This is a genomic window from Nesterenkonia halotolerans, assembly GCF_014874065.1.
Taxonomy (GTDB): domain Bacteria; phylum Actinomycetota; class Actinomycetes; order Actinomycetales; family Micrococcaceae; genus Nesterenkonia; species Nesterenkonia halotolerans.
In genome coordinates this window covers 2144615-2164899 of record NZ_JADBEE010000001.1, presented here as the reverse complement: position 1 = coordinate 2164899, position 20285 = coordinate 2144615, and the positions used below count along the sequence as shown (strand labels likewise).

20 protein-coding genes are annotated in these 20285 nt (G+C 68.0%); 13 read left to right on the top strand and 7 right to left on the bottom strand.

Annotation, left to right across the window (positions count from 1 at the left end; genetic code table 11):
- Positions 1-68 precede the first annotated feature (68 nt).
- From H4W26_RS09835 to H4W26_RS09800, 8 genes are all read left to right on the top strand, one after another.
- On the top strand, positions 69-1151 hold the full coding sequence (locus H4W26_RS09835; protein WP_192591864.1) for an asparaginase: 1083 nt from the start codon (positions 69-71) through the stop codon (positions 1149-1151).
- A 228-nt stretch (positions 1152-1379) separates the two neighbouring features.
- Positions 1380-2756, top strand: coding sequence for an NAD-dependent succinate-semialdehyde dehydrogenase (locus tag H4W26_RS09830; RefSeq protein ID WP_192591863.1), 1377 nt, complete (start codon positions 1380-1382; stop codon positions 2754-2756).
- A gap of 13 nt (positions 2757-2769) precedes the next feature.
- Positions 2770-3141: a sterol carrier family protein gene (locus tag H4W26_RS09825; RefSeq protein ID WP_192591862.1), complete on the top strand. Its 372-nt coding sequence runs from the start codon at positions 2770-2772 to the stop codon at positions 3139-3141.
- A 113-nt stretch (positions 3142-3254) separates the two neighbouring features.
- Entirely contained in the window at positions 3255-3593 is a 339-nt protein-coding gene (locus H4W26_RS09820; RefSeq protein ID WP_192591861.1) for a hypothetical protein, read from the top strand.
- Positions 3580-5148 (top strand): amidophosphoribosyltransferase, encoded by a 1569-nt coding sequence (gene purF, locus H4W26_RS09815; protein ID WP_192591860.1) that lies wholly within the window; start codon positions 3580-3582, stop codon positions 5146-5148. The genes H4W26_RS09820 and purF overlap by 14 nt, the downstream gene beginning before the upstream one ends.
- Positions 5145-6332, top strand: coding sequence for a phosphoribosylformylglycinamidine cyclo-ligase (gene purM, locus H4W26_RS09810; protein ID WP_192591859.1), 1188 nt, complete (start codon positions 5145-5147; stop codon positions 6330-6332). Before purF ends, purM begins: the two co-directional genes overlap by 4 nt.
- A 130-nt stretch (positions 6333-6462) precedes the next feature.
- Entirely contained in the window at positions 6463-7449 is a 987-nt protein-coding gene (locus H4W26_RS09805) for a hypothetical protein (RefSeq protein WP_192591858.1), read from the top strand.
- Complete coding sequence (locus H4W26_RS09800) at positions 7442-7786, top strand: GntR family transcriptional regulator (RefSeq protein WP_192591857.1); 345 nt, start codon at positions 7442-7444, stop codon at positions 7784-7786. The genes H4W26_RS09805 and H4W26_RS09800 overlap by 8 nt, the downstream gene beginning before the upstream one ends.
- Here the strand turns inward: H4W26_RS09800 and H4W26_RS09795 are convergent.
- Positions 7743-8051, bottom strand: coding sequence for a hypothetical protein (locus H4W26_RS09795; protein WP_192591856.1), 309 nt, complete (start codon positions 8049-8051; stop codon positions 7743-7745). The genes H4W26_RS09800 and H4W26_RS09795 overlap by 44 nt on opposite strands.
- A gap of 84 nt (positions 8052-8135) precedes the next feature.
- On the opposite strand from H4W26_RS09795, the gene H4W26_RS09790 reads away from it, so the two are divergent.
- Genes H4W26_RS09790 through H4W26_RS09775 form a run of 4 tightly spaced genes read left to right on the top strand, consistent with a single transcriptional unit; the run spans position 8136 to position 12371 of the window.
- The gene (locus H4W26_RS09790) at positions 8136-9182 is read left to right on the top strand and encodes a nucleoside hydrolase (RefSeq protein WP_318779828.1); all 1047 of its coding nucleotides are present in this window, start codon (positions 8136-8138) and stop codon (positions 9180-9182) included.
- A 1-nt stretch (position 9183) separates the two neighbouring features.
- Positions 9184-10113 carry an ECF transporter S component gene (locus H4W26_RS09785; RefSeq protein ID WP_192591855.1) on the top strand — a complete coding sequence of 310 codons (930 nt, stop codon included), beginning with the start codon at positions 9184-9186 and terminating at the stop codon, positions 10111-10113.
- Entirely contained in the window at positions 10091-10873 is a 783-nt protein-coding gene (locus H4W26_RS09780; protein WP_318779827.1) for an energy-coupling factor transporter transmembrane component T family protein, read from the top strand. The genes H4W26_RS09785 and H4W26_RS09780 overlap by 23 nt, the downstream gene beginning before the upstream one ends.
- Complete coding sequence (locus H4W26_RS09775) at positions 10866-12371, top strand: ATP-binding cassette domain-containing protein (protein ID WP_192591854.1); 1506 nt, start codon at positions 10866-10868, stop codon at positions 12369-12371. The genes H4W26_RS09780 and H4W26_RS09775 overlap by 8 nt, the downstream gene beginning before the upstream one ends.
- A gap of 43 nt (positions 12372-12414) precedes the next feature.
- Here the strand turns inward: H4W26_RS09775 and H4W26_RS09770 are convergent, their stop codons facing one another.
- From H4W26_RS09770 to H4W26_RS09750, 5 genes are read right to left on the bottom strand one after another with little or no spacing between them, the layout of a single operon-like run.
- Positions 12415-13026: a LysE family translocator gene (locus H4W26_RS09770; protein ID WP_192591853.1), complete on the bottom strand. Its 612-nt coding sequence runs from the start codon at positions 13024-13026 to the stop codon at positions 12415-12417.
- A gap of 9 nt (positions 13027-13035) precedes the next feature.
- Positions 13036-13674, bottom strand: a complete 639-nt coding sequence (locus H4W26_RS09765) for a TetR/AcrR family transcriptional regulator (protein WP_192591852.1) — start codon at positions 13672-13674, stop codon at positions 13036-13038.
- A 16-nt stretch (positions 13675-13690) separates the two neighbouring features.
- On the bottom strand, positions 13691-15229 hold the full coding sequence (locus H4W26_RS09760; protein ID WP_225939984.1) for an MFS transporter: 1539 nt from the start codon (positions 15227-15229) through the stop codon (positions 13691-13693).
- 59 nt (positions 15230-15288) lie between these two features.
- Positions 15289-16233, bottom strand: a complete 945-nt coding sequence (locus H4W26_RS09755; protein WP_192591851.1) for a Sir2 family NAD-dependent protein deacetylase — start codon at positions 16231-16233, stop codon at positions 15289-15291.
- 3 nt (positions 16234-16236) lie between these two features.
- On the bottom strand, positions 16237-16437 hold the full coding sequence (locus H4W26_RS09750; protein ID WP_192592120.1) for a DUF3073 domain-containing protein: 201 nt from the start codon (positions 16435-16437) through the stop codon (positions 16237-16239).
- 358 nt (positions 16438-16795) lie between these two features.
- On the opposite strand from H4W26_RS09750, the gene H4W26_RS09745 reads away from it, so the two are divergent.
- On the top strand, positions 16796-17398 hold the full coding sequence (locus tag H4W26_RS09745) for a methylated-DNA--[protein]-cysteine S-methyltransferase (protein ID WP_192591850.1): 603 nt from the start codon (positions 16796-16798) through the stop codon (positions 17396-17398).
- A gap of 32 nt (positions 17399-17430) precedes the next feature.
- Here H4W26_RS09745 and clpB read toward each other — a convergent pair whose 3' ends face one another.
- On the bottom strand, positions 17431-20067 hold the full coding sequence (gene clpB, locus H4W26_RS09740; protein WP_192591849.1) for an ATP-dependent chaperone ClpB: 2637 nt from the start codon (positions 20065-20067) through the stop codon (positions 17431-17433).
- Positions 20068-20285 lie beyond the last annotated feature (218 nt).

Below are 20285 nucleotides of genomic sequence, written 5' to 3'. Positions count from 1 at the left end.
TCACCGTGCCGCACCCAGGTTCGGAACGGGTCCCCAGAAGCCAGGCTCCGGCTCCGTAGACTGGGCGCATGGATCACGTGCGCCGCTCGGCCGAAACCCCCACCGCCCTGCACCCTTCGGAATCCAGCGGTGGCGATTCGCATGAGCTGGCCACCGCCTCCGTGGAGGAGTCGGTGGAACTCGCGGTGGTGACCCGCGCCGGCGTCGTCGAATCGCGGCACATCGGCTCCGCCGTGGTGGTGGGTCCCGACGGGCAGGTGCTGGAGTCCATCGGCGCCCCGCAGCGGCTGATGTTCCCGCGCTCCACGCTCAAGCCCTTCCAGGCGATCGCCTCGCTGCGCTCCGGCGCACTGATCTCTCCCGAGGCGGTGGCGCTGGCCTGCGGCTCCCATGTGGGCTCGCGCAAGCACCAGGAGCTGGCCGCGAGCGTGCTGGAGGCGGAGGGCCTCGATGAGTCCGCGATGAAATGCCCCACCGCCTGGCCCGCCCGCACGCAGGATCTGCGGATCCACCTGGAAGCGGGCAAGACCGAGACCCGGCTGGCGTTCAACTGCTCCGGCAAGCACGCGGCCTTCCTCGCCGCCTCACGCACCAATGGGTGGCGGCTGGCCACCTACCTGGAACGCTCCCACCCGCTGCAGCAGGTGATCATGGATGTGATCACCGAATACTGCGGCGAGGAGCCCACGGTGGTCGGCGTGGACGGCTGCGGCGCACCGGCACCCGCGCTCTCGCTGACCGGGCTGGCCCGCGGCTTCTCCACCCTGGCGGCCTCCACCTCGCGGCGCGACGCCGAGGTGCATGCCTTCACCGTGAACCAGGCGATGCTGGACTACCCCTGGGCCGTCCACGGCCAGGGAGAGGCCAACACCCTGGTGCTCGAAGAGCTGGGCCTGACGGCCAAGCTGGGCGCCGAGGGTGTGCTCGTGGTCGCGGCGCCGGATGGCACTGCGGTGGCGGTGAAGGTGCTCGACGGCTCCTCACGCGCCACGAACCTGGTCGCGCTGAGCCTGCTGGCGGCCCGCGGGGTCATCGAGCTGGATGCCCTGGGGCCGGTGCTGCGCAAGATCGTCAAGCCCATCACCGGTGGAGCCTCCGGGGAGCAGGTGGGCAGCATCCGCCTCGCCCCCGCCCTGCTTGACCGGCTCTGACTGACCTGCTCGACCGGCTCTGAGCCGCCTGCTCAGCACCGACTCCCCGTCAGCACCTACCCCGGGTTTTATTCCGCGCGACCGGTCGATTTCGCCAGCTGGTGAACAACCCCTGAATAGTGCCCTCTGAGCTTGTGATGACTCGCGCCGCGTCATAGCGTCGGCAGAGTCCGCCGCTTGGGCGGACAGGTCAGGATACGACCACTGATAAGCGAGGCATTGATTCTTATGGCCGACTACAAAGTCACCAACCCAGCCACCGGTGAGGTCGAGGCGGAGTTCGCCACCCTCACCGACGACCAGCTGCGCGAGTCCCTGGACCGCACAGCCGAGACCTTCACGACCTGGTCGAAGTCCGAGCTCTCCGAGCGCGCCAACCTGCTGCGCCGCGCGGCTGACCTTTACGAGGAGCGCAAGGACAAGCTCGCGGAGATCATCACCCGTGAGATGGGCAAGCCGATCAAGCAGGCTCGCTCCGAGCTCGACATCGTCATCTCGATCTTCAACTACTACGCCGATCACGGTGCAGAGTTCCTGAAGGACGAGGAGATCACCGACGCTCCCGACGGACGCGCCTTCATGCAGAGCGAGCCCTTCGGCGTGCTGCTGGGCATCATGCCCTGGAACTTCCCGTACTACCAGGTCGCCCGCTTCGCCGCGCCGAACCTGATGATCGGCAACACGATCCTGCTCAAGCACGCATCCCAGTGCCCCGAGTCCGCAGCTGCCATCGAGCAGATCTTCCACGACGCCGGCTTCCCGGAGAACGCCTACACCAACGTGTACGTCTCCAGCCAGCAGATCGCGGAGATCGTCATCCCGGACCCCCGCGTCCAGGGCGTCTCGCTGACCGGCTCCGAGCGGGCCGGCACCAAGGTCGCCGCCACCGCGGGCGAGAACCTGAAGAAGGTCGTCCTCGAGCTCGGCGGCAATGATCCGCTGCTCGTGCTCGACCGCGAGATCCTCCCCCAGGCAGTCAAGGGCGCGGTCTCCGGCCGGATGGCGAACGCAGGCCAGGCCTGCAACGCCGCCAAGCGCGTGATCGTGCTCGAGGAGTTCTATGACGAGTTCATGGAGCAGTTCCGCGACTCGCTCGGCAAGATCGAGCTGCGCGATCCGATGTCTGAGGACTCCTTCGTCGGCCCGATGTCCTCGGTCTCGGCGGCTGAGGATCTGCACGAGCAGGTCCAGGACACCGTGAAGCAGGGCGCGACCCTTCATATGGGCGGTGACTACGATGAGCGCGGCGGCGCCTGGTACCAGCCCACGCTGCTGACCGACATCACACCGGACATGCGCGCCTACGGCGAAGAGCTCTTCGGACCCGTGGCCATGGTCTACAAGGTCGCGAACGAGGAAGAAGCCGTGCGGCTGGCCAACGACACCCAGTACGGCCTCTCTGCCTCGGTCTACTCCTCCGATGAGGACCGCGCCCAGCGTGTGGGCGAGCAGATCCAGACCGGCATGGTCTTCGTGAACCAGCCCCCAGGCACTTCGGCCGAGCTGCCCTTCGGCGGCGTGAAGCGCTCCGGCGTCGGCCGCGAGCTGGGCCCCTACGGCATGGCCGAGTTCGTGAACAAGCGGCTGGTCAAGATCGCCGGCTGATCAGGCGATAGATATGGCCCGACGTCGCATCTCCCCGGAGAAGGGAAGAGCCGCCGTCCTGCATTGGCAGGGCGGCGGCTCGGACCGCACCACCCTCGCCACCGCCGTGCGCTACCTCCTTGAGGAGCTCGCGGAGGTGGCGCCGGGTAACTCCGTGGAGGTCCGCGTCCCACCCTTCGGGGTGACCCAGTGCGTCGAGGGCCCGACGCACTCGCGCGGCACTCCCCCCAATGTGGTGGAGCTGGCCCCTCAGACCTGGCTCGAACTAGCGACCGGTGCCACCGACTGGGCGGACGCCGTGGCCGAGGCGCGGGTCTCCGCCTCCGGCACCAGGGCCGATCTCTCCGCCCTGCTGCCCCTGAATGCGGCTCGCCGCAGCCGCTGAAGTGACCCCGGGCAGCCGCTGAGCTGGACCTCAGTCGCGCTGCCGTGACCGGCTCCCGACTGCGCAGCCCGCAGGATGCCGGACACTCAGGCTGGGCCGGTAGCATGGGAGATATGTCTTCACGCGAGCAGCCCGACGCGTCAGCGCGTCGGCAGGTGACCGTTCGCCCCACCCCACGACTGAGCCCCTTCCTGATCACCGGGGTGCTGGTGGCCGTGGTGGCCGCCGTCGTCGTGGTCCTGGTGACCGGACCTGCCGAGGACTACACCACAGCTGGCTCGCTGGGATACCTCACAGTCGCCTTCGCCATGCCCGGGCTGGCCCTGGGCGCGGTGATCTGGCTGCTGATCGACTGGCGCTCGCGGAAGCGCACCCGCACTTATGACCTGCAGAAGTTCGAAGCCCAAGGTTCCGAACCTGCAGAGAGGAAACCTGCGCATGGCTCGGAGTGATGGCCGGCTGAATTTCAACCTCCTCGACGAGGACCCGCTGCCGCAGGATGAATGCGGCGTCTTCGGGGTCTGGGCACCCGGGGAAGAAGTCTCCAAACTGGCCTACTACGGGCTCTACGCCCTGCAGCACCGCGGCCAGGAATCGGCCGGGATCGCCGCATCGGACGGCAAGAGTATCCGCGTGTACAAGGACATCGGCCTGGTCTCCCAGGTCTTCGATGAGTCCACGCTGAACTCGCTGACCGGGCACATCGCCGTCGGGCACTGCCGCTACTCCACCACCGGGGCCAGCCAGTGGTCCAACGCCCAGCCCACCCTGGGCGACACCCCGCACGGGACCGTCGCGCTGGGACACAACGGCAACCTCACCAACTCCGCGGATCTGCGCGACCGCATCCTCGAACGTCACGGCCGGGCCGACTTCGGCGAGCTCAACCAGGGCAACACCACCGACACCGCGCTGGTCACCGCTCTGCTCAAGGACCAGCCCGGGGATTCTCTGGAGGATCAGGCGCTCGCGCTGCTGCCCACCCTCGAGGGCGCGTTCTGCCTGGTGTTCATGAATGAGGGCACGCTCTACGCCGCACGGGATCCGCACGGAGTCCGTCCGCTGGTCCTGGGCCGGCTCGCCAGCGGGTGGGTGGTCGCCTCCGAGCAGTCAGCACTGGCCACCGTGGGCGCCTCGATCATCCGCGAGATCGAACCCGGCGAGCTGATCGCCATCGATTCCGACGGCGTGCGGTCCCACCGCTTCGCCGCCGCCACCCCGTCGCGCTGCGTCTTCGAATACGTCTACCTGGCCCGCCCAGACGCCAACATCAATGGCCGCTCGGTCTACGAGTCCCGCGTGGAGATGGGCCGCCAGCTGGCCCGCGAAGACACCCATGACGCCGACATCGTCATCCCCGTCCCGGAATCCGGAACCCCCGCCGCCGTGGGCTACGCGGAGGCCTCCGGACTTCCCTTCGCCCAGGGATTCATCAAGAACGCCTACGTGGGCCGGACCTTCATCGAGCCCTCGCAGACGCTGCGCCAGCTCGGCATCCGGCTCAAGCTCAACGTCCAGGACCATGTGGTCCGCGGCAAGCGCGTGGTGGTCGTGGATGACTCGATCGTCCGCGGCAACACCCAGCGCGCCATCGTCCGGATGCTCAAGGAGGCCGGCGCCGCGGAGATCCACGTGAAGATCTCCTCCCCGCCGGTGAAATGGCCCTGCTTCTACGGGATCGACTTCGCCTCCCGCGCGGAGCTGATCGCCAACGGCGCCACCATGGACGAGATCACCCAGGCCGTAGGCGCAGACTCGCTGGCCTACATCTCCGAAGACGGGATGATCGCGGCCACCAAGCAGCCACGCTCCACGCTGTGCACTGCCTGCTTCTCCGGGGTCTACCCGATCAAGCTGCCTCCGGAGAGCCGGCGCGGCAAGATGCTGCTGGAGACGCCCTCGGCCACCGACGCCGGTTCCACGCAGAACCCCGGCGGCGGCTGCGATCCGGGCCCCGACGCTGAATTCGAACTCGACGAGACCCCCCTGGCGGAGGCCAAGAAGTGACTTCACAGAACACCAGCGCCGCGGCCAGCTCCGGCGCTCCGATCACCTATGCCTCTGCCGGGGTCGACGTGGAGGCCGGCGACCGCGCCGTCGAACTCATGAAGGCCCATATCGAGGCCACCCACACCCAGCAGGTCTTCGGCGGCTTCGGTGGCTTCGCCGGGCTCTACGACGCCTCCGAGCTCAAGCGGCTGCCGCGGCCGCTGCTGGCCACCTCCACCGACGGCGTGGGCACCAAGGTGGCCATCGCCCAGGCGATGGACATCCACGACACCATCGGCTTCGACCTGGTCGGCATGGTGGTCGATGACATCGTGGTCATGGGCGCCAAGCCGCTGTTCATGACCGACTACATCGCCACCGGCAAGGTGGAGCCGGCCCGGATCGCCGCGGTGGTCTCCGGGATCGCCAAGGCTGCCGCTGAGACGGGCACCGCGCTGATCGGAGGGGAGACCGCCGAGCATCCCGGCCTGCTGGCCGCCGATGAGTACGACGTCGCGGGCGCAGCCACCGGCGTGGTCGACGCCTCCGCCGTGCTCGGCCCGGAGCGGGTGCGCGCTGGTGACGTGATCATCGGCATGGCCTCCTCCGGCATCCACTCCAACGGCTACTCGCTGGTCCGCCGGGTGGTCTCCTCCGTCGGCTGGGGCTACGAGCGCGAGGTCGAGGAGTTCGGCCGCACACTGGGCCAGGAGCTGCTCGAGCCCACCCGGCTCTACACCCAGCCCTGTCTGGACCTGGTCACCGCGCTCAACGGCGATCCGGCCGAGGCCGAGATCTCTCCCGAGGCCCCGGTCCGCGGCTTCAGCCACGTCACCGGTGGCGGCCTCGCGGCGAACCTGGCGCGCGTGCTGCCCGCCGGGCTCATGGCCACCGTAGACCGCTCCACCTGGTCCTGGCCTGCAGTGTTCTCGCTCATCGCGCGGCTCGGCTCGGTCCCGCAGGCAGATCTGGAGCGCACGCTGAATCTGGGCGTGGGGATGATCGCCGTGGTCTCGGCAGACAAGGCCGACGACGCCGTCGCTCACTTGCAAGCTTCCGGCCAGTCCGCCTGGGTCATGGGTGAGGTCAGCGCCTACAGCGCCGAGGAGGCCCGCGTGGCTGATGCGGGTCTGGACTTCGTCCAGGGCGCCAAGGGAGTCGACGGCGGCGGCGTGCTGCTGACCGGGAGCTACGCCTCCTGATCGCTCTTATGAGGTGAACGGTTCCGCCTGTGGGACCTCTTGTACTGTTCAGCTGACACAAAATCTTGTACGTTGTCAGTGATACAAGAAAGTCCGCCTCGGTGGAACCACCTCTTCACCTGGAGAGACCATGCCTGTCTGGCAGATCTTCTACGATGCCCCGATCTTGATCCTCGCGGCGGTCATCGTCGCGTGTTCCTCGCTCCCAACACTGCGCCGCCGGCTGCCACACGTGCCCCGCCTGCCTGGTGAGGCTCGTCCGGACCCCATCGTGCGCGTCGGGCTGGGGGTGTTGACAGTGGGCGCACTCATTTACTCGGTCTCCTACGAGCTGAGAAGCTACTTGGCTGACGGGATGCTCCTGGCGGAGTACCACTGGTGGGCCTATGCAGACCTCCTGCTCGGGGCCTGTGCTGCCCTGATCTTCCTCACGCTGCTGATGCTGCTGTTCCGACGAACCTCCGCCGCACCCGTCGCGCCAGCCCATCCCCGAACGTGGCGCTCGTTCCTGAATGCGGGCCAACTCTGGCTGCTGATCGTCCCCACAATCCTGTTGCTCGCCCTGGTCGCCTTCGCCGGGTCAGTCTCCAGCCCGGATGAGGACGGCATCTATCGCATTCTTGTGCTGGATGTCGGCGAGGATGCGGACGGCGTCGGGGGCGGAATGCTCATCAGCTTCTTCGGCTGGGCGTATGGACTGCCGGTGGCCGGCGTCGCACTGGCCCTGGTGCTGCTGACGCTTGTGGTGCTTCACGTGAACGCCGTCCGCCCGTTCCTCAGGCCGGAGACTGTGGCGGCCGAAGAGGCCTCGCGATCTGCCCTTGCCACCCTGTTCGTCCTCTTCGGCGCCGGAGCAGTGCTGGTCACGCTGGCTCGGGCCACTCGAGTGGTGTCCACAGCAGGTGACGTCACTCTGGTCAGAGACGGCTACCAGTGGGAGACCAGCGTCTCCGCAATCTCACCCTGGCTGTTCTGGTCCGCACTCGCGCTCCAGCTCCTCGGCTATGTGCTGCTCCTGATGGTGGCGCGCATCGCCCTGCGTCGCCCCAGCGCGCTTCCCGACGCACAAGCCAGCCCGGCGACGCGGTCACACCCCGGGCTCAACGCCCATGGCTGAGTACACCGCCGAGGACATTGCGACCCACTACCGTGGCCTGATCCTCGCCGGGCGCGTGGGCGCGGGAGACCGGCTGCCCACAGTGCGGCAGACCGCGCGGGACTTAGGTGTCGCGATCGGGACCGCCGCGAAGGCGTATCGCCTGCTGGAATCGGAGGGCCTCATCGTGACGCGAGGCGCGGCGGGCACGCGCGTGGCGGAGCATCCTTCGGTGCTTCCGGGCGAACTGCTTGCTCACCTGCGCGAGGCGGTGGCGCAGGCGAGGTCCACTGGAATCTCGCGCAGCGAGCTGCTCAGTGCGCTGCAGGCGACGTGGGCTGATCAGCCCGAGCCCTGAGCCGGCGCAGGCGCAGCCCTGCCCAGAGGTAGAAGAGGCCTCCCGCGATCAGAAACGGTCCGAGCACCTGGACGTTGTGGGCCCAGCCGTCGCTCGTCTCCGTGAAGAAGCGCCAGGTGGTCGTCACCCCGTTGTAGAGGAGTACTGCACTGATACAGATGCAGAAGGTCACAGTCAGCTTCTTGATGTCGCCCAACATCCACCTGGACCACCGCGGCCACTCCTGCCGCCCGGCGTCGTCCTCTGTCCGGACTGAATCTGTCACGTCACTCACCTCTGATCCCACCTTAGGAACACATCAACTGCCCTCGTCAAGGGCTGTTCAGCAGAAACCGGCACAATAGGACGGGTGATCCCCCTCTTCCTTGACTGTGACCCCGGCATCGATGATGCCCTGGCGCTGGGCTGGCTGTTCTGCCAGGACGACGTCGAGATCCTTGGTCTCGCGGCCAGTGGCGGCAATGTCTCGACGGACCAGGTGGTCACCAATACCTTGGGCTGGCTGCAGCTCGCCGGCCGCGACGGGATCCCGGTCCACCCAGGGGCCCAGCATCCACTGGCAGGGGTCTCCGAGTACGCCGAGGAGACCCACGGAGACACCGGAGCCGGCTATGCCCAACTGCCCGCCGGCGGGAACACCGCCGATGCGCTGTCCGCGGCGGAGGCCTGGGTGCGCGCGGCCCACGCCCACCCTGGTGAGCTGATCGGCGTGGTCACCGGCCCCTCCACGAACCTCGCGCTGGCGCTGGACTTGGAGCCGCGGCTGCCACAGCTGCTGAAACGACTGTTCATCATGGGCGGGGCCTTCAACTACCGCGGCAACACCCGGCCCACCACCGAGTGGAACATCAGTTATGACCCGGAGGCCGCCAAGGCTGTGCTCGATGCCTTCGGCGAGGCCACACACCTGCCGGTGATCGGGCCCATCGAAGCCACGGAGGCCGTGGCGCTGACGCGGGCACGCCTGGAGCAGATGCTCGCCGGACCCGCCAACCCGCAGTGGTCGGCCTGGCTGACCCAGCTCGCCGAGGCGCTGCGGTTCTACTTCGAGTTCCACGAGTCCGACGGCCACGGCTACCTGGCCCATGTTCATGATCCCTATGTGACCGCGGCAGCGATCCTCTGGGCCCGGGGCCAACCTGAAAGCTCCTCGCCGGCGGAGGGGGCTGACGCGGATTCGTCTGCACACCAAACACACGGGATAATTCCCTGGGCGCAGAAGACCGAGAGGGCGGCGGTCGACGTCGAACTCACCGGCACCCTGACACGCGGCGAGACTGTGGCCGATTGGCTGGGTCGCTGGGGCCGAGTGCCCAATGCGGAGATCATCCGCAGCCTGGACGCTGAAGCGTTCCTTGATCACCTGACCAACACTCTGAGAAAAGGACCTGTCTGATATGACTCCCACCGACACGCACTCTGGGCAGGGGTCCGTCACCGCGGCGGATCCCGGAAAAACCCCGAAGCATCGCACCACCAAAGCCTCCAAGCAGCACCGCGCCGGAACCCACCCTCGGCCCGCTCCCCCACTCTGGTCCACCCTCGCGCTCACCGCGGGGGCCGCCGTCATCGCCGGCACCTATCTCTGGGTGTTGACCAGCCAGCCCGCCACCCTCGGCGCCGACCTCGGGCACACCACCCTCGGCGTGATGGTCGGCTACCTGCTGGGCGCCGCACTCATCGCCGCCGGCACGCCTCCGCGGATTCCGCGCAGCGTGCTCGCCCTGATGCCGGTCATGATCGCGCTGAACATCGCCACGGGGCAGATCGTCGGCACCATGACCCCCATCCCGCTGTACCTCGATTCGCTGGGCACCGTGATCATCGGTGTCATCGCCGGCCCGGCCGCAGGCGCGCTGACCGGCATCCTCACCAATGTGCTCTGGGGCGTGACGATCAACCCCACGGTCATCGCCTTCACCGCCGGCTCCGCCTTCATCGGTGCCGCGGCAGGCTGGGCCGCCCGGCTCGGTGGCTTCCGCCGCATCTGGTGGGCCGTGATCGCCGGCGCCGTGGCAGGAATTCCCACCGGGCTGATCGCCACCCCGGTGGCCGCCTTCATCTACGGCGGCGGACTCGGCGTGGGCACCGGCAGCCTGGTCGCCGCGCTGCAGGGCGCTGGCTCCTCGATGTTGGAAGCCGCGACCATCCAGGGTCTGGGCTCCGATGTGGCCGACAAGGCCATCATCTTCGCGTTGGCCTTCCTGGTGATCGCGGCGCTGCCCAAGCGGCTGCGCAGCCGGTTCCCGTTCACTGAGCACTCGATGGTGCGGCGCCGGAACACCTCCTCCGCGGAGCCTGCGCGTGCGGCTGCACCCAGCCACTGAGCTGGTCCTGCTCGGCTGCGCACTTCTGCTCGTCTACGGGATCCCCTCCCCGTTGCTCCCGGCCGCCGTGCTCGTCTGCGCGGTGGCCGGGGCGGCGGTGTCGCCACGAGTGCGTTTTCGCAGCTGGCTGCTGACCCTGCTGGTGCTCGCCGGACCCATGCTGGTCATGGTCGGCATCATTCAGGGGCTGTTCTATCCAGGCACTGATGTCCAGGTGCTGGCGGAGTTCGGTCCCGCCGCCGTCACGGTGGAAGGGCTCGCGCTCGCGGTCCAGCTCTGGCTGCGTGTGGCGGCCATGATCGCGGTCTGCGCGCTCTTCGCCATCGGCTCGAATCCTTCGCGCGCCTTCGACGGCCTGCTGACCCTGCGCGTCCCGCTCGCTCTGGCGTATGTCTGTGCAGCGGCGCTGAGCCTGATCCCCCTGGCCCAGCACCGGGTGCGTGCGGCGCTGGCAGCCCGCGCCGCTAGGGGCTGGAACACCGAGAAGTTGTCCGTCCGGCTGCGTCTGCTCACCGGCGTGCTCACCGGACTGCTGGTCACCGCCATCACCCAGCTGGATCAGCGCCACGACGCCCTGGCCCAGCGCGGCTTCGGCATGACACCGAGGCCCTCCCCCGCTCAGTTCTACCCCCAGGGTGCGGCACAGCGCGGACTGCGGTGGGGCGCCGCCGCCGGCTCGGTGCTGCTGGTCGGCACCTCGCTGGCCGGGCTGCTGCCGCTTCCCTCCGCCACCGACCTGCTCGGAGAGCTCGATGCCTGAACACGCGCCACTCCCCTCATCCTCTGCGCCGCCTTCCCCACCGGTGCTGACCCTGCGCGAGTTTGGCTTCACCTACCGCGGATCCGATGACCCTGCCCTGACCGGCGTCGACCTGATGCTGCATCCTGGCGAGGCCGTGGCCGTGCTCGGGCCCCAGGGCGCCGGGACCTCCACACTCGCCCGCGCCGTCGCCCGGCTGCTCGGCGAGCACGGCGAGAGCACCGGCTCCCGCGAGGCGACCGACGACGGCATCGGCATGCTCGGCGACGATCCCGAGGCCCAGGTCACCGGACTCAGCCGCACCGTGCGCGAGGAGGCGGCGCTGCCTGGACGCCTGATCGGTCTGCCGCTGCAAGACTGCCTCGCCCGCGCCGCGGTCAGCCTCGAGACGCTGGGCATCACCGCACTGGCCGAACGCGAGCTGTCCACACTCTCCGGCGGAGAGCGCCAGCTCACCGCCCTCGCCAGCCTGCTGACTCTGCACCCCAGGGTCCTGGTGCTGGACCAGGCCTCCCAATCACTGGACCACAGCGCACGACGGCGGCTGGCCCGGTCATTGCGCCAGTTCCGCGCCACCGGTGGTGCCGTGCTGCTCACCGGGCATCAGCATGACGAGCTGAGCGTTGAATGCGACCGCGTGTTGTTCCTGGACGAGAAACGGCTCAGTGCGGGTGGCCTGATGCCGAGTTCGGTCACACCGGTTCAGCTGGCCGCACACGGGATCTGGGACGCGCGCCACGAGGTTCACACCCCGCTGAACACGCCCGTGCACTTGCCGAACTCTGCTCGGGGCCCAGGCCACGAGGTGCTGCTTCGGGTGCGCGACCTTTCTGTCCATCGCGCCTCCGTTCAGGTGCTCGATGGCGTGGAACTGGATCTGCGCGCTGGCGAGGTCACCGCGTTGTTGGGCGCGAACGGTTCAGGAAAGTCCACCCTCCTCGGCTCCCTCGCGGGCCTAGTCCCCTCAGGGGCCGGAGCCAGCATCCTCGGTCCCGGTGGGGTGGAGCTCGCGGCGGAACCGGCTCATCGCCGGGCGAACCATATCGCCTGGGTAGGCCAGGATCCCGGGGATCAGCTTTCGGCTTCCACGGTGCACGCCGAGTTGATGCGCGCCGCCCCGCTGGGCCCCGGCGGGCGTCGACTCAAGCGCGCGGACCGGCTCCAGGCGAAGAAGCAGCGGGAGCTGGATGTCCAGCGCGTGATGGAAATGGCCGGCCTCACCGCCCACGCCGAAGACCACCCCTATGACCTCCAGCCGGCGCAGCGCAAGGACTGCGTGATCGCCTCCGCGCTGCTGATGAACCCAGCAGTGCTGCTGCTCGATGAGCCCACTCTGGGCCGGGACGCTGCCGGGATGGCCCGGCTGAGCCATCTGCTGCGCAGCTTCACCTCTGCAGGGGGAGCCGTGCTGGTAGCGACCCATGATCGGCGCTGGGCTGCGGAGGTAGGCGATCACCAGCTGCGATTGGTGGCGGACCACCTGCTTCCAGACACCTGATTGCTGGTCTTGCCTGCGTCGGGTGCGCCAGGCGCTGGAAAGACTACAGCGGCAGTGACTCCCAGGTGTCGATCATCGCGGGCACCACGGAGACGACCAACAGTGCGGCCATCACCACATTGAAGATCAGCATGTGCTTCGGCTGGGAGATCACCTTCCCCGCGCCGACGCCGAGCAGCGTCCAGGCCACGGTGAAGGGAGCTCCAAAGCACAGGGCGACCAGTGCGATCACCGCAACCTCGGCCAGGAACGAGTCCCAGAATCCGGTGAAGGTGCTCAGCGCCGCCACCGAGAGCGTCCATGCTTTAGGGTTCACGAACTGGAACAGTGCCATCTGCACGAACCCGGGGGGTTTGGCCTCCTGCTTGAGCCGCAGGTCAGTCGGCCCGGTGGCGATCTTGAAGGCGAGCCAGAGCAGGTAGAGGATGCCGATCGGTCGCAGGACGTCCAAGATGACCGGCCACTGCTCAAGCGCCTGGCCCAACCCGATCCCGACCAGCAGCACCATGGAGGGGAACCCGACGTTCACTCCGAGGATCGCCGGCAGGGTGCGCTTGAACCCGTAGGCAGCGCCCGAGGCCATCACGATGGTGTTGTTGGGCCCCGGCGTGCCAGCGCCGGCCACCACGAAGAGCATCAGAGAGAGAATTGCCACTGGACGAGACTACTCTGCGGCGTCGGCGGGCTTCGCCACGGAATCACTGGCGGGCCGCGCCGCCGATTCACTGGCGCGCTGCGTCGTGGAATCGCTGGCACGCTGTGCCAAGGCGATGATCTCCTCTGTGACACGCTCACGCATCTTAGGGCCCAGGCCCTCAGTGGAGAGTGCCTCGTAGAACCACAGCCCATCGGCGGCGAGCCGCGCGATGAAGCACCGGAGCGCGGCGGCTTCCGCGTCGTCGTCGGGGGCTGACACGACCTCCGGGGGCTGCGGGGCCCAGCGGGCGAAGACCTCATCCCACGCTGCGTTCGCCACCGGATCCTCGGACGCCTCGAGCATGAGCAGCAGCTCGGCTCGCTCGGGGTTCTGCGAGAGCCGGACGAAAGCCTGGAAGCGTTCATCCCAGGAGAGCTCCTGTGCGGTCCCGCCCGCCTGCGCCTCGAGGGAACGTTCCCACTGCTCAGCCACATGCCGGTGCAGTCCCAGCAGCAGCTCCTCCCGGGACGGGAAGTGGTAGAGCAGTCCGCCCTTGGTCATGCCCGCCTCGGCGGCCACGGATTCGTAGGTCAGGGTGGTGACACCCTCGCGCTGGACCACGCGGGTGGCGGCGTCGAGGATCTCGTGGCGTTTGGAGGGGCGCACAGTGCTGGATCTCCGCTCAGTGGTTTCCGGGGTAGGCCTGGGATTCGCTGCCCGGAGTGTACCGGCGCAGCATCCAGGACGAGGCGATGGTCGCGAGCAGCATGATCAGGGCGACGCCGATCAGCACTGCGAGGTAGGCGGTGTCGAAGGCCTCGGCGGCCGCCCCCATGGCGGGGGCGCTCCCGGATTCGAGCACCGCAGCCGGGGCCTGCCCGGCGAACTCCTCGGCCCCCGCGGGCAGGACCAGCACCCGGGTGTAGACGAAGGTGATCAGGCTGCCCAGCAGGGCCACCCCGACCAGTCCGCCGAACTCGTAGGAGACCTCCTCGATGGAGGCCGCCATTCCGGCGCGGCGGGGCGGAACGTTGCCCATGATCGCGGTGGAGGCCACCGACATGGACGCACCCAGCCCGGCGCCGAGCACGACGAAGCTGATCACCAGCCAGAGCAGCGAGTCTGCGAGGGTGGCGAAGATGGCTCCGCCCGCGCCCACGGCGGCCAGCGCCATGCCGCCGCCGATCAGGGTGAGCAGGCCGGAGCGGTGCAGGATCGCCCCGCCGAAGAGCGCGAAGGGCATGGAGCCCACGGCCAGTGCCGAGACGATCAGGCCGGCGTCGAGCGGGCTGAAGCCCTCCACCAGCTGGAAGCGCTGGGTGGTGCCCAGTTGAACCCCGACGATGGCGAAGATGCTGGCGCCCGCGGCGATGACGCCGCCGCTGAACCCGCGGTTGCGGAAGATGCTGAAGTCGACCAGCGGCTCCGAGGTGCGATTCAGCCGCACCTGCCGGCGTCCGAAGACGGTGAGCATCACGACGGCGACGACGGTGGAGACCACAAAGAGCGGCCAGTTCACCGGGGTTGCGGCGATGGTCTTGATCGCCAGCACCGCGGCGGTGAGGCCGACCATCACCTGCGCGGAGGACAGCCAGTCCCAGCGCCGGCGTGGGTTGGAGATGTTCGCCGGGCCGACCACGAGCATCAGCACCAGTGCGGCGATCACGATCGGGACGTTGACCAGGAACACCGAGCCCCACCAGAAGAACTCCAGCAGCACCCCGGAGACGATGGGGCCCAGGGCCATGCCGACGGTGGCGACCGCGGCCCAGATGGCGATGGCGAGGTTGCGCTCGCGCTCCACGGCGAAGGTCAGCCGGATCAGCGCCAGGGTCGCCGGCATCATGGCGGCGGCGCCCACCGCCAGCAGGGCGCGGGAGGCGATGAGCATCTCGGAGGTGCCGGAGAAGGCGGCCAGGGTCGAGGCCACACCGAAGATGCCGAGTCCGACCTGGAAGATGCGCTTATGTCCGAACCGGTCCCCCAGCGCGCCGGAGCCCGGCAGCAGCCCTGCGATGACCAACGGATACGCGTTGATGATCCAGAGCTGAGCTGAGGAGGACGCGCCCAGCTCGGTGGTGAGCGTGGGCAGCGCCGTGTACAGGATCGTGTTGTCGAGGGCGATCAGCAGCAGGGCCGAAGAGACGATGGCGAGCATGGTCCATCGCTGCCACGCGGTGAGCGTCTGGCCGAGCGAGGCATGCAAAGAAGGAAGGGTCATCACCGGAGTTACTATACTATACGTACGGTACAGTAACTACCTCGCGGAATCCTCCCAGGTCAGTGCAGAAGCTCGTCGAGTTCCTCCAGGGCAGGAGTGATGCGGGTGCGCCAGCGCCAGTCTGCCTTCGCGTCCGCTCGGGAGGGTCCGCCGTTGATCACCCCGATGGCGCGGTGCGACTGGTGCATGGTCAGGGCAATCTTGAATCCGCTCATCACCGCCATGGAGCTGCCCACCACCAGAAGCGCCGAGGATGCAGCGACGAGCTCATCCACGGCGGCCTTGCGCTCAGCAGGCACCGATTCCCCGAAGTAGACGACGTCAGGCTTGAGCCGGTCTGATCCGCAGACCAGGCAGGTGATCATGTGGAACTTCTCCACCCAGGACTGATCCAGCGTGACGTCGCCATCAGGATTGACGTTCTCAGCGGCGGCGAACGCGGCCTCTGCGTAGCCGGGGTTCGCCTCCTGGAGCCTGGTGTCCATGGAGGACCGAGTCTCGCGGTTGCCGCAGTTCAGGCAGATGACCGAGTCCATGTCCCCGTGCAGATGGATCACCGGGTCCGAGCCGGCGGCGCGGTGAAGCCCATCCACGTTCTGGGTGACGAGTCCGGTGAGCAGGCCCTCGGTCTGCCATTTGGCGAGCAGCCGGTGGGCCTGGTTCGGCTCGGCGCGATGCATCTGGCGCCATCCGACAAAGCCGCGGGCCCAATAACGACGGCGCGCGGCGAGGTCATGCTGGAACTCTTGGTAGGTCATCGGACGGTGCCGATGCAGGGAGCCCTGGGGTCCGCGGTAGTCCGGGATGCCTGAGTCGGTGGAGACACCGGCTCCGGTGACGGCCAGCACCCCGCCGTTCTTGAGCAGCGCGGCGATGCCCTCGCGGGCCTGATCGGCCGGCTGGGGTTCGGCGGTGTCCTCCACCACTCGCGCGATGGACCGCAGAGCCGCCTTGTGGGCGTTCTCGACGGGTCTGGTGAAGGCCTCTGAGGTGGGCTCAGTCACGCGTCAGCGCCCGTACTTATCCTCGTACGGGTCGAAACTGCTGCTTCGTTCCTCGGAGTCCGGTCGCGATCTGCCGGAGACATCCCCATCACCGCGGGTCTTGGCGAGCTCTCTCTCGAGCGCAGTCAGGTCGGTGTCCGGAGTGTAGTACTTGATCTCCCGAGCCTGCTTCGTAGCTTTCGCCTTCTGACGGCCACGCCCCATAAGCGAGACCCCCTCTGTCTTCTCGTGTCCTCTACGATGCCGGGCAGGGCTCATCGCGGGATTAGCTGTTTAAAAGTAGTTCGTGCTCACTAGGTTAACATGACTGGCGCTGCGCCGTCGTCAGATTGCCGCTGTTGGTCAGCACGATCACATGCGACCTCGCCTGGTCAGGTCAGTCACCTGGTTCAACGCCGCGGAGGCCGACTCTGTTCCGCGGTAATGCCCGCGGTGCTGCCCAAGGCGTGCCTGCGCGTCGCGGGCCGCTCGCCCCGGGCTCTCCAGACTGGAAGCGGCACCATCAAGCCGCGGTCCAGGGCGGAGGTGGACCTGGTTCGGTGGGCGATGGAGAATTCGGCATATGACTGATGTGTCCCTCCCGCCGGAGTCCGATCTGCCCGAGCTTCGCTGGTCCTCGGCCTCCCTCGACGGGCTGGGCGCCATTGTGGTGATCTACTCCCCCGAGGACGAGACCATCCGTGCGGCCTCGCTGGCTCAGGCGATCGGCGAGGAACCCGAGGTGGCCGCGATCGGACGTGTGCTGGAGGGACTCATGGATCGCCTGGAGCTGCTGGCACCGACCACCGCCGCCCGGGAGATGAAGCCGCTTCCCGCCGGCACCGGCAGGGTGGCAGAGGCCTTGGCGGCCTATGCGGCGGGGGATCACACCGCGCTGGATGAGATCCCCGTGATCCAGCCGGGCTCGGAGTATCGGCAGGACGTGTGGGCCGCGATGCGCGAGGTGCCCGCCGGGGAGACGGTGTCTTACGCGGAGCTCGCGCAGATGGCGGGCCGCCCGCTGGCACACCGGGCCGCGGCGAGCGCCTGCGCGAACAACCTGGTCGCCTTCGCGGTGCCGTGCCACCGGGTGATCCGTTCCGACGGCGGGATCGGCGGCTACGGCTTCGGCGGCACGGAGACCAAACGCGCACTGCTGGCCCGCGAAGGCCTCACGCTCTCCTGACCCTTCCCGGGCGGTTCGCTGACCCCGAGGGTTCAGCTGTCGAGGAGAAGTGGACCGTTCGCGGGCTTCTTGGACACCGTGAGCCCGTGCATGGATTCACCCTCCAGGGTGAGCTCCTCGCGGTCCACCAGCACCGTGTCCCCGTCCTCCACCTCACCGGAGAGCAGCGCGCGAGCGAGCTGATCGCCGATCTCGCGCTGCACCAGTCGGCGCAGCGGGCGGGCACCATAGGCCGGGTCATAGCCGGTGAACGCCAGCCAATCCCGGGCCGCCTCGGTGACCTCCAGGGTGAGCCGGCGTGCGGTCATCCGCTCCTGCAGCAGCCCGATCTGCAGCTCCACAATCCCGCTGAGCTGCTCCATGGAGAGCGGATCGAACATCACGACGTCATCAAGCCGGTTCAGGAACTCCGGCTTGAAGGAGGCGCGGACCACATCCATGACCCGCTGGTGCTTCACCGAAGTCTCCAGGGTCTGATCCACCAGGAACTGCGACCCCATGTTCGAGGTCAGGATCAGCACCACATTCCGGAAGTCCACGGTGCGGCCCTGACCATCGGTGAGCCGGCCGTCGTCGAGCACCTGCAGCAAGATGTCGAAGACCTCGGGGTGGGCCTTCTCCACCTCGTCGAGCAGGATCACCGAATAGGGACGACGCCGGACCGCTTCCGTGAGCTGCCCGCCCTCGTCATAGCCCACATAGCCTGGGGGCGCTCCGACCAGCCGGGACACCGAATGCTTCTCGGAGTACTCGGACATGTCGATCCGAACCATCGAACGCTCGTCATCGAAGAGGAACTCCGCGAGCGCCTTGGCCAGCTCGGTCTTGCCCACGCCGGTGGGACCCAGGAACATGAACGACCCAGTGGGCCGGTCCGGGTCAGCCACCCCGGTGCGCGCGCGACGCACAGCGTCGGAGACCGCGCCCACGGCCTTCTTCTGCCCGATCAGCCGCGAGCCGATGAGCTCCTCCATGTGGAGCAGCTTCTCAGTCTCGCCCTGCATCAGCCGACCAGCAGGGATCCCGGTCCAGGCGGCGATGACCTCGGCGATGCCGTCGGCGTCCACCTCATCGGCGACCATCTTCTTGCCCTCGGCCGGGGTGGAGGCGTCTTCCTCTTCCGCGGCCGCCAGGTCCTTCTCCACCTGCGGGATCTCGCCATAGAGCAGGCGGGAGGCCTCGGCGAGGTCGCCGTCGCGCTGGGCCCGTTCCGCTGTGGACTTGAGCTCGTCGAGTTTCACGCGCAGCTCACCGGCACGGTTGAGCTCACCCTTCTCGGCCTCCCAGCGAGCGGTGAGCTCGGCCAGCTCCTCGCGCTTGTCGGCCAGGTCGGCGCGCAGCGAGTTCAGCCGCTCGGCGGAGCCCGGGTCGGTCTCATTCTTCAGGGCCAGCTCCTCCATGGTGAGCCGGTCCACCACGCGGCGCAGTTCGTCGATCTCCACCGGCGCGGAGTCGATCTCCATGCGCAGCCTCGACGCGGCCTCGTCGATCAGGTCGATGGCCTTGTCCGGCAGCTGCCGGCCGCTGATATAGCGATCCGAGAGCGTGGCGGCGGCGACCAGGGCGTTGTCCGCGATGCCCACCTTGTGGTGGGCCTCGTAGCGTTCCTTGATCCCGCGCAGGATCGCGATCGCGTCGGCCACGGAGGGCTCGCCCACGTAGACCTGCTGGAAGCGGCGCTCCAGCGCGGCGTCGGCCTCGATGTTCTCGCGGTATTCGTTCAGCGTGGTGGCGCCGATCAGCCGCAGCTCCCCGCGGGCCAGCATCGGCTTGAGCATGTTGGATGCGTCCATGGAGCCCTGCGAGGCCCCGGCGCCGACCACAGTGTGGATCTCATCGATGAACGTGACGATCCGACCCTCGGCGGCCTTGATCTCCTCGAGCACGGCCTTCAGACGCTCCTCGAACTCGCCGCGGTACTTCGCCCCGGCGATCATCGCGCCGAGGTCCAGTGAGATCAGCGTCTTCTCGCGCAGCGATTCGGGGACGTCACCGGCCACCATGCGCTGGGCCAGGCCTTCGACGACGGCGGTCTTCCCGACCCCGGGCTCACCGATCAGGACCGGGTTGTTCTTGGTGCGGCGGGAGAGCACCTGGACCACGCGGCGGATCTCGGAATCGCGTCCGATCACCGGATCGAGCTTTCCGGAGCGCGCGATCTCGGTCATGTCGGTGCCGTACTTCTCAAGCGCCTGGAAGCTGTTCTCCGGGTCCGGTGAGGTGACCTTGCGGTCCCCGCGCAGCCCAGGAAGCTCGGCCTTGAGCGCCTGGATCGTGACACCTGCCTCGGCGAGCGCCTTGCCGGTGGGGCCGCCGTCGGAGGCTGCGCCGATCAGCAGGTGCTCGGTGGAGACGAAGTCGTCCCCGAAGTCCTCGGCTTGGGCTTGGGCGGTCTTGATGACGTTGAGCCCGGCGGGCGAGAACTGTGGCGCGGCGACAGAGTCACCACTGGTGGCTGGCAGGGATTTGATGATGGCCGAGGCGCGGGTGCTCACGGCATCCGCATCTGCGCCGGCGGCCTTGAGCAGCGCGACGGCCATGGATTCGCGCTGATCCATGAGCGCCTTGAGGATATGCGCCGGCTCCACCTGCGGGTTGCTCGCGGTGTTGGCGTTCATTGCGGCGGCCGAGACCGCCTCCTGCGATTTGGTCGTGAGTTTGACGTCCATGTCTGCCCCTCCCAGTGCGTAGTGACGCCGGGTACACGATGGCGTCGAATAAACTTGAGTCCATCATACTCAACTTTAGAGTGGGCGGAAGTATTCCTTGACGCAAGACCGCTCGACATCCGATCCGCCTGTAGGTTCTCGTATAAGTTGGCCAATTATCACCTACTTGGCCACAGCGTGTCAGATTTCTCATCTGCCTGTCCGGCAGGCAAAGTGAG

Coding starts and splice junctions, on each gene's coding strand:
- H4W26_RS09800 (WP_192591857.1), top strand. CDS start 7,442: ATGGCTGAGTACACCGCCGAGGACATTGCGACCCACTACCGTGGCCTG.
- H4W26_RS09830 (WP_192591863.1), top strand. CDS start 1,380: ATGGCCGACTACAAAGTCACCAACCCAGCCACCGGTGAGGTCGAGGCG.
- H4W26_RS09820 (WP_192591861.1), top strand. CDS start 3,255: ATGTCTTCACGCGAGCAGCCCGACGCGTCAGCGCGTCGGCAGGTGACC.
- clpB (WP_192591849.1), bottom strand. CDS start 20,067: ATGGACGTCAAACTCACGACCAAATCGCAGGAGGCGGTCTCGGCCGCC.
- purF (WP_192591860.1), top strand. CDS start 3,580: ATGGCTCGGAGTGATGGCCGGCTGAATTTCAACCTCCTCGACGAGGAC.
- H4W26_RS09760 (WP_225939984.1), bottom strand. CDS start 15,229: ATGACCCTTCCTTCTTTGCATGCCTCGCTCGGCCAGACGCTCACCGCG.
- H4W26_RS09805 (WP_192591858.1), top strand. CDS start 6,463: ATGCCTGTCTGGCAGATCTTCTACGATGCCCCGATCTTGATCCTCGCG.
- H4W26_RS09745 (WP_192591850.1), top strand. CDS start 16,796: ATGACTGATGTGTCCCTCCCGCCGGAGTCCGATCTGCCCGAGCTTCGC.
- H4W26_RS09775 (WP_192591854.1), top strand. CDS start 10,866: ATGCCTGAACACGCGCCACTCCCCTCATCCTCTGCGCCGCCTTCCCCA.
- H4W26_RS09785 (WP_192591855.1), top strand. CDS start 9,184: ATGACTCCCACCGACACGCACTCTGGGCAGGGGTCCGTCACCGCGGCG.
- H4W26_RS09825 (WP_192591862.1), top strand. CDS start 2,770: ATGGCCCGACGTCGCATCTCCCCGGAGAAGGGAAGAGCCGCCGTCCTG.
- H4W26_RS09835 (WP_192591864.1), top strand. CDS start 69: ATGGATCACGTGCGCCGCTCGGCCGAAACCCCCACCGCCCTGCACCCT.
- H4W26_RS09750 (WP_192592120.1), bottom strand. CDS start 16,437: ATGGGGCGTGGCCGTCAGAAGGCGAAAGCTACGAAGCAGGCTCGGGAG.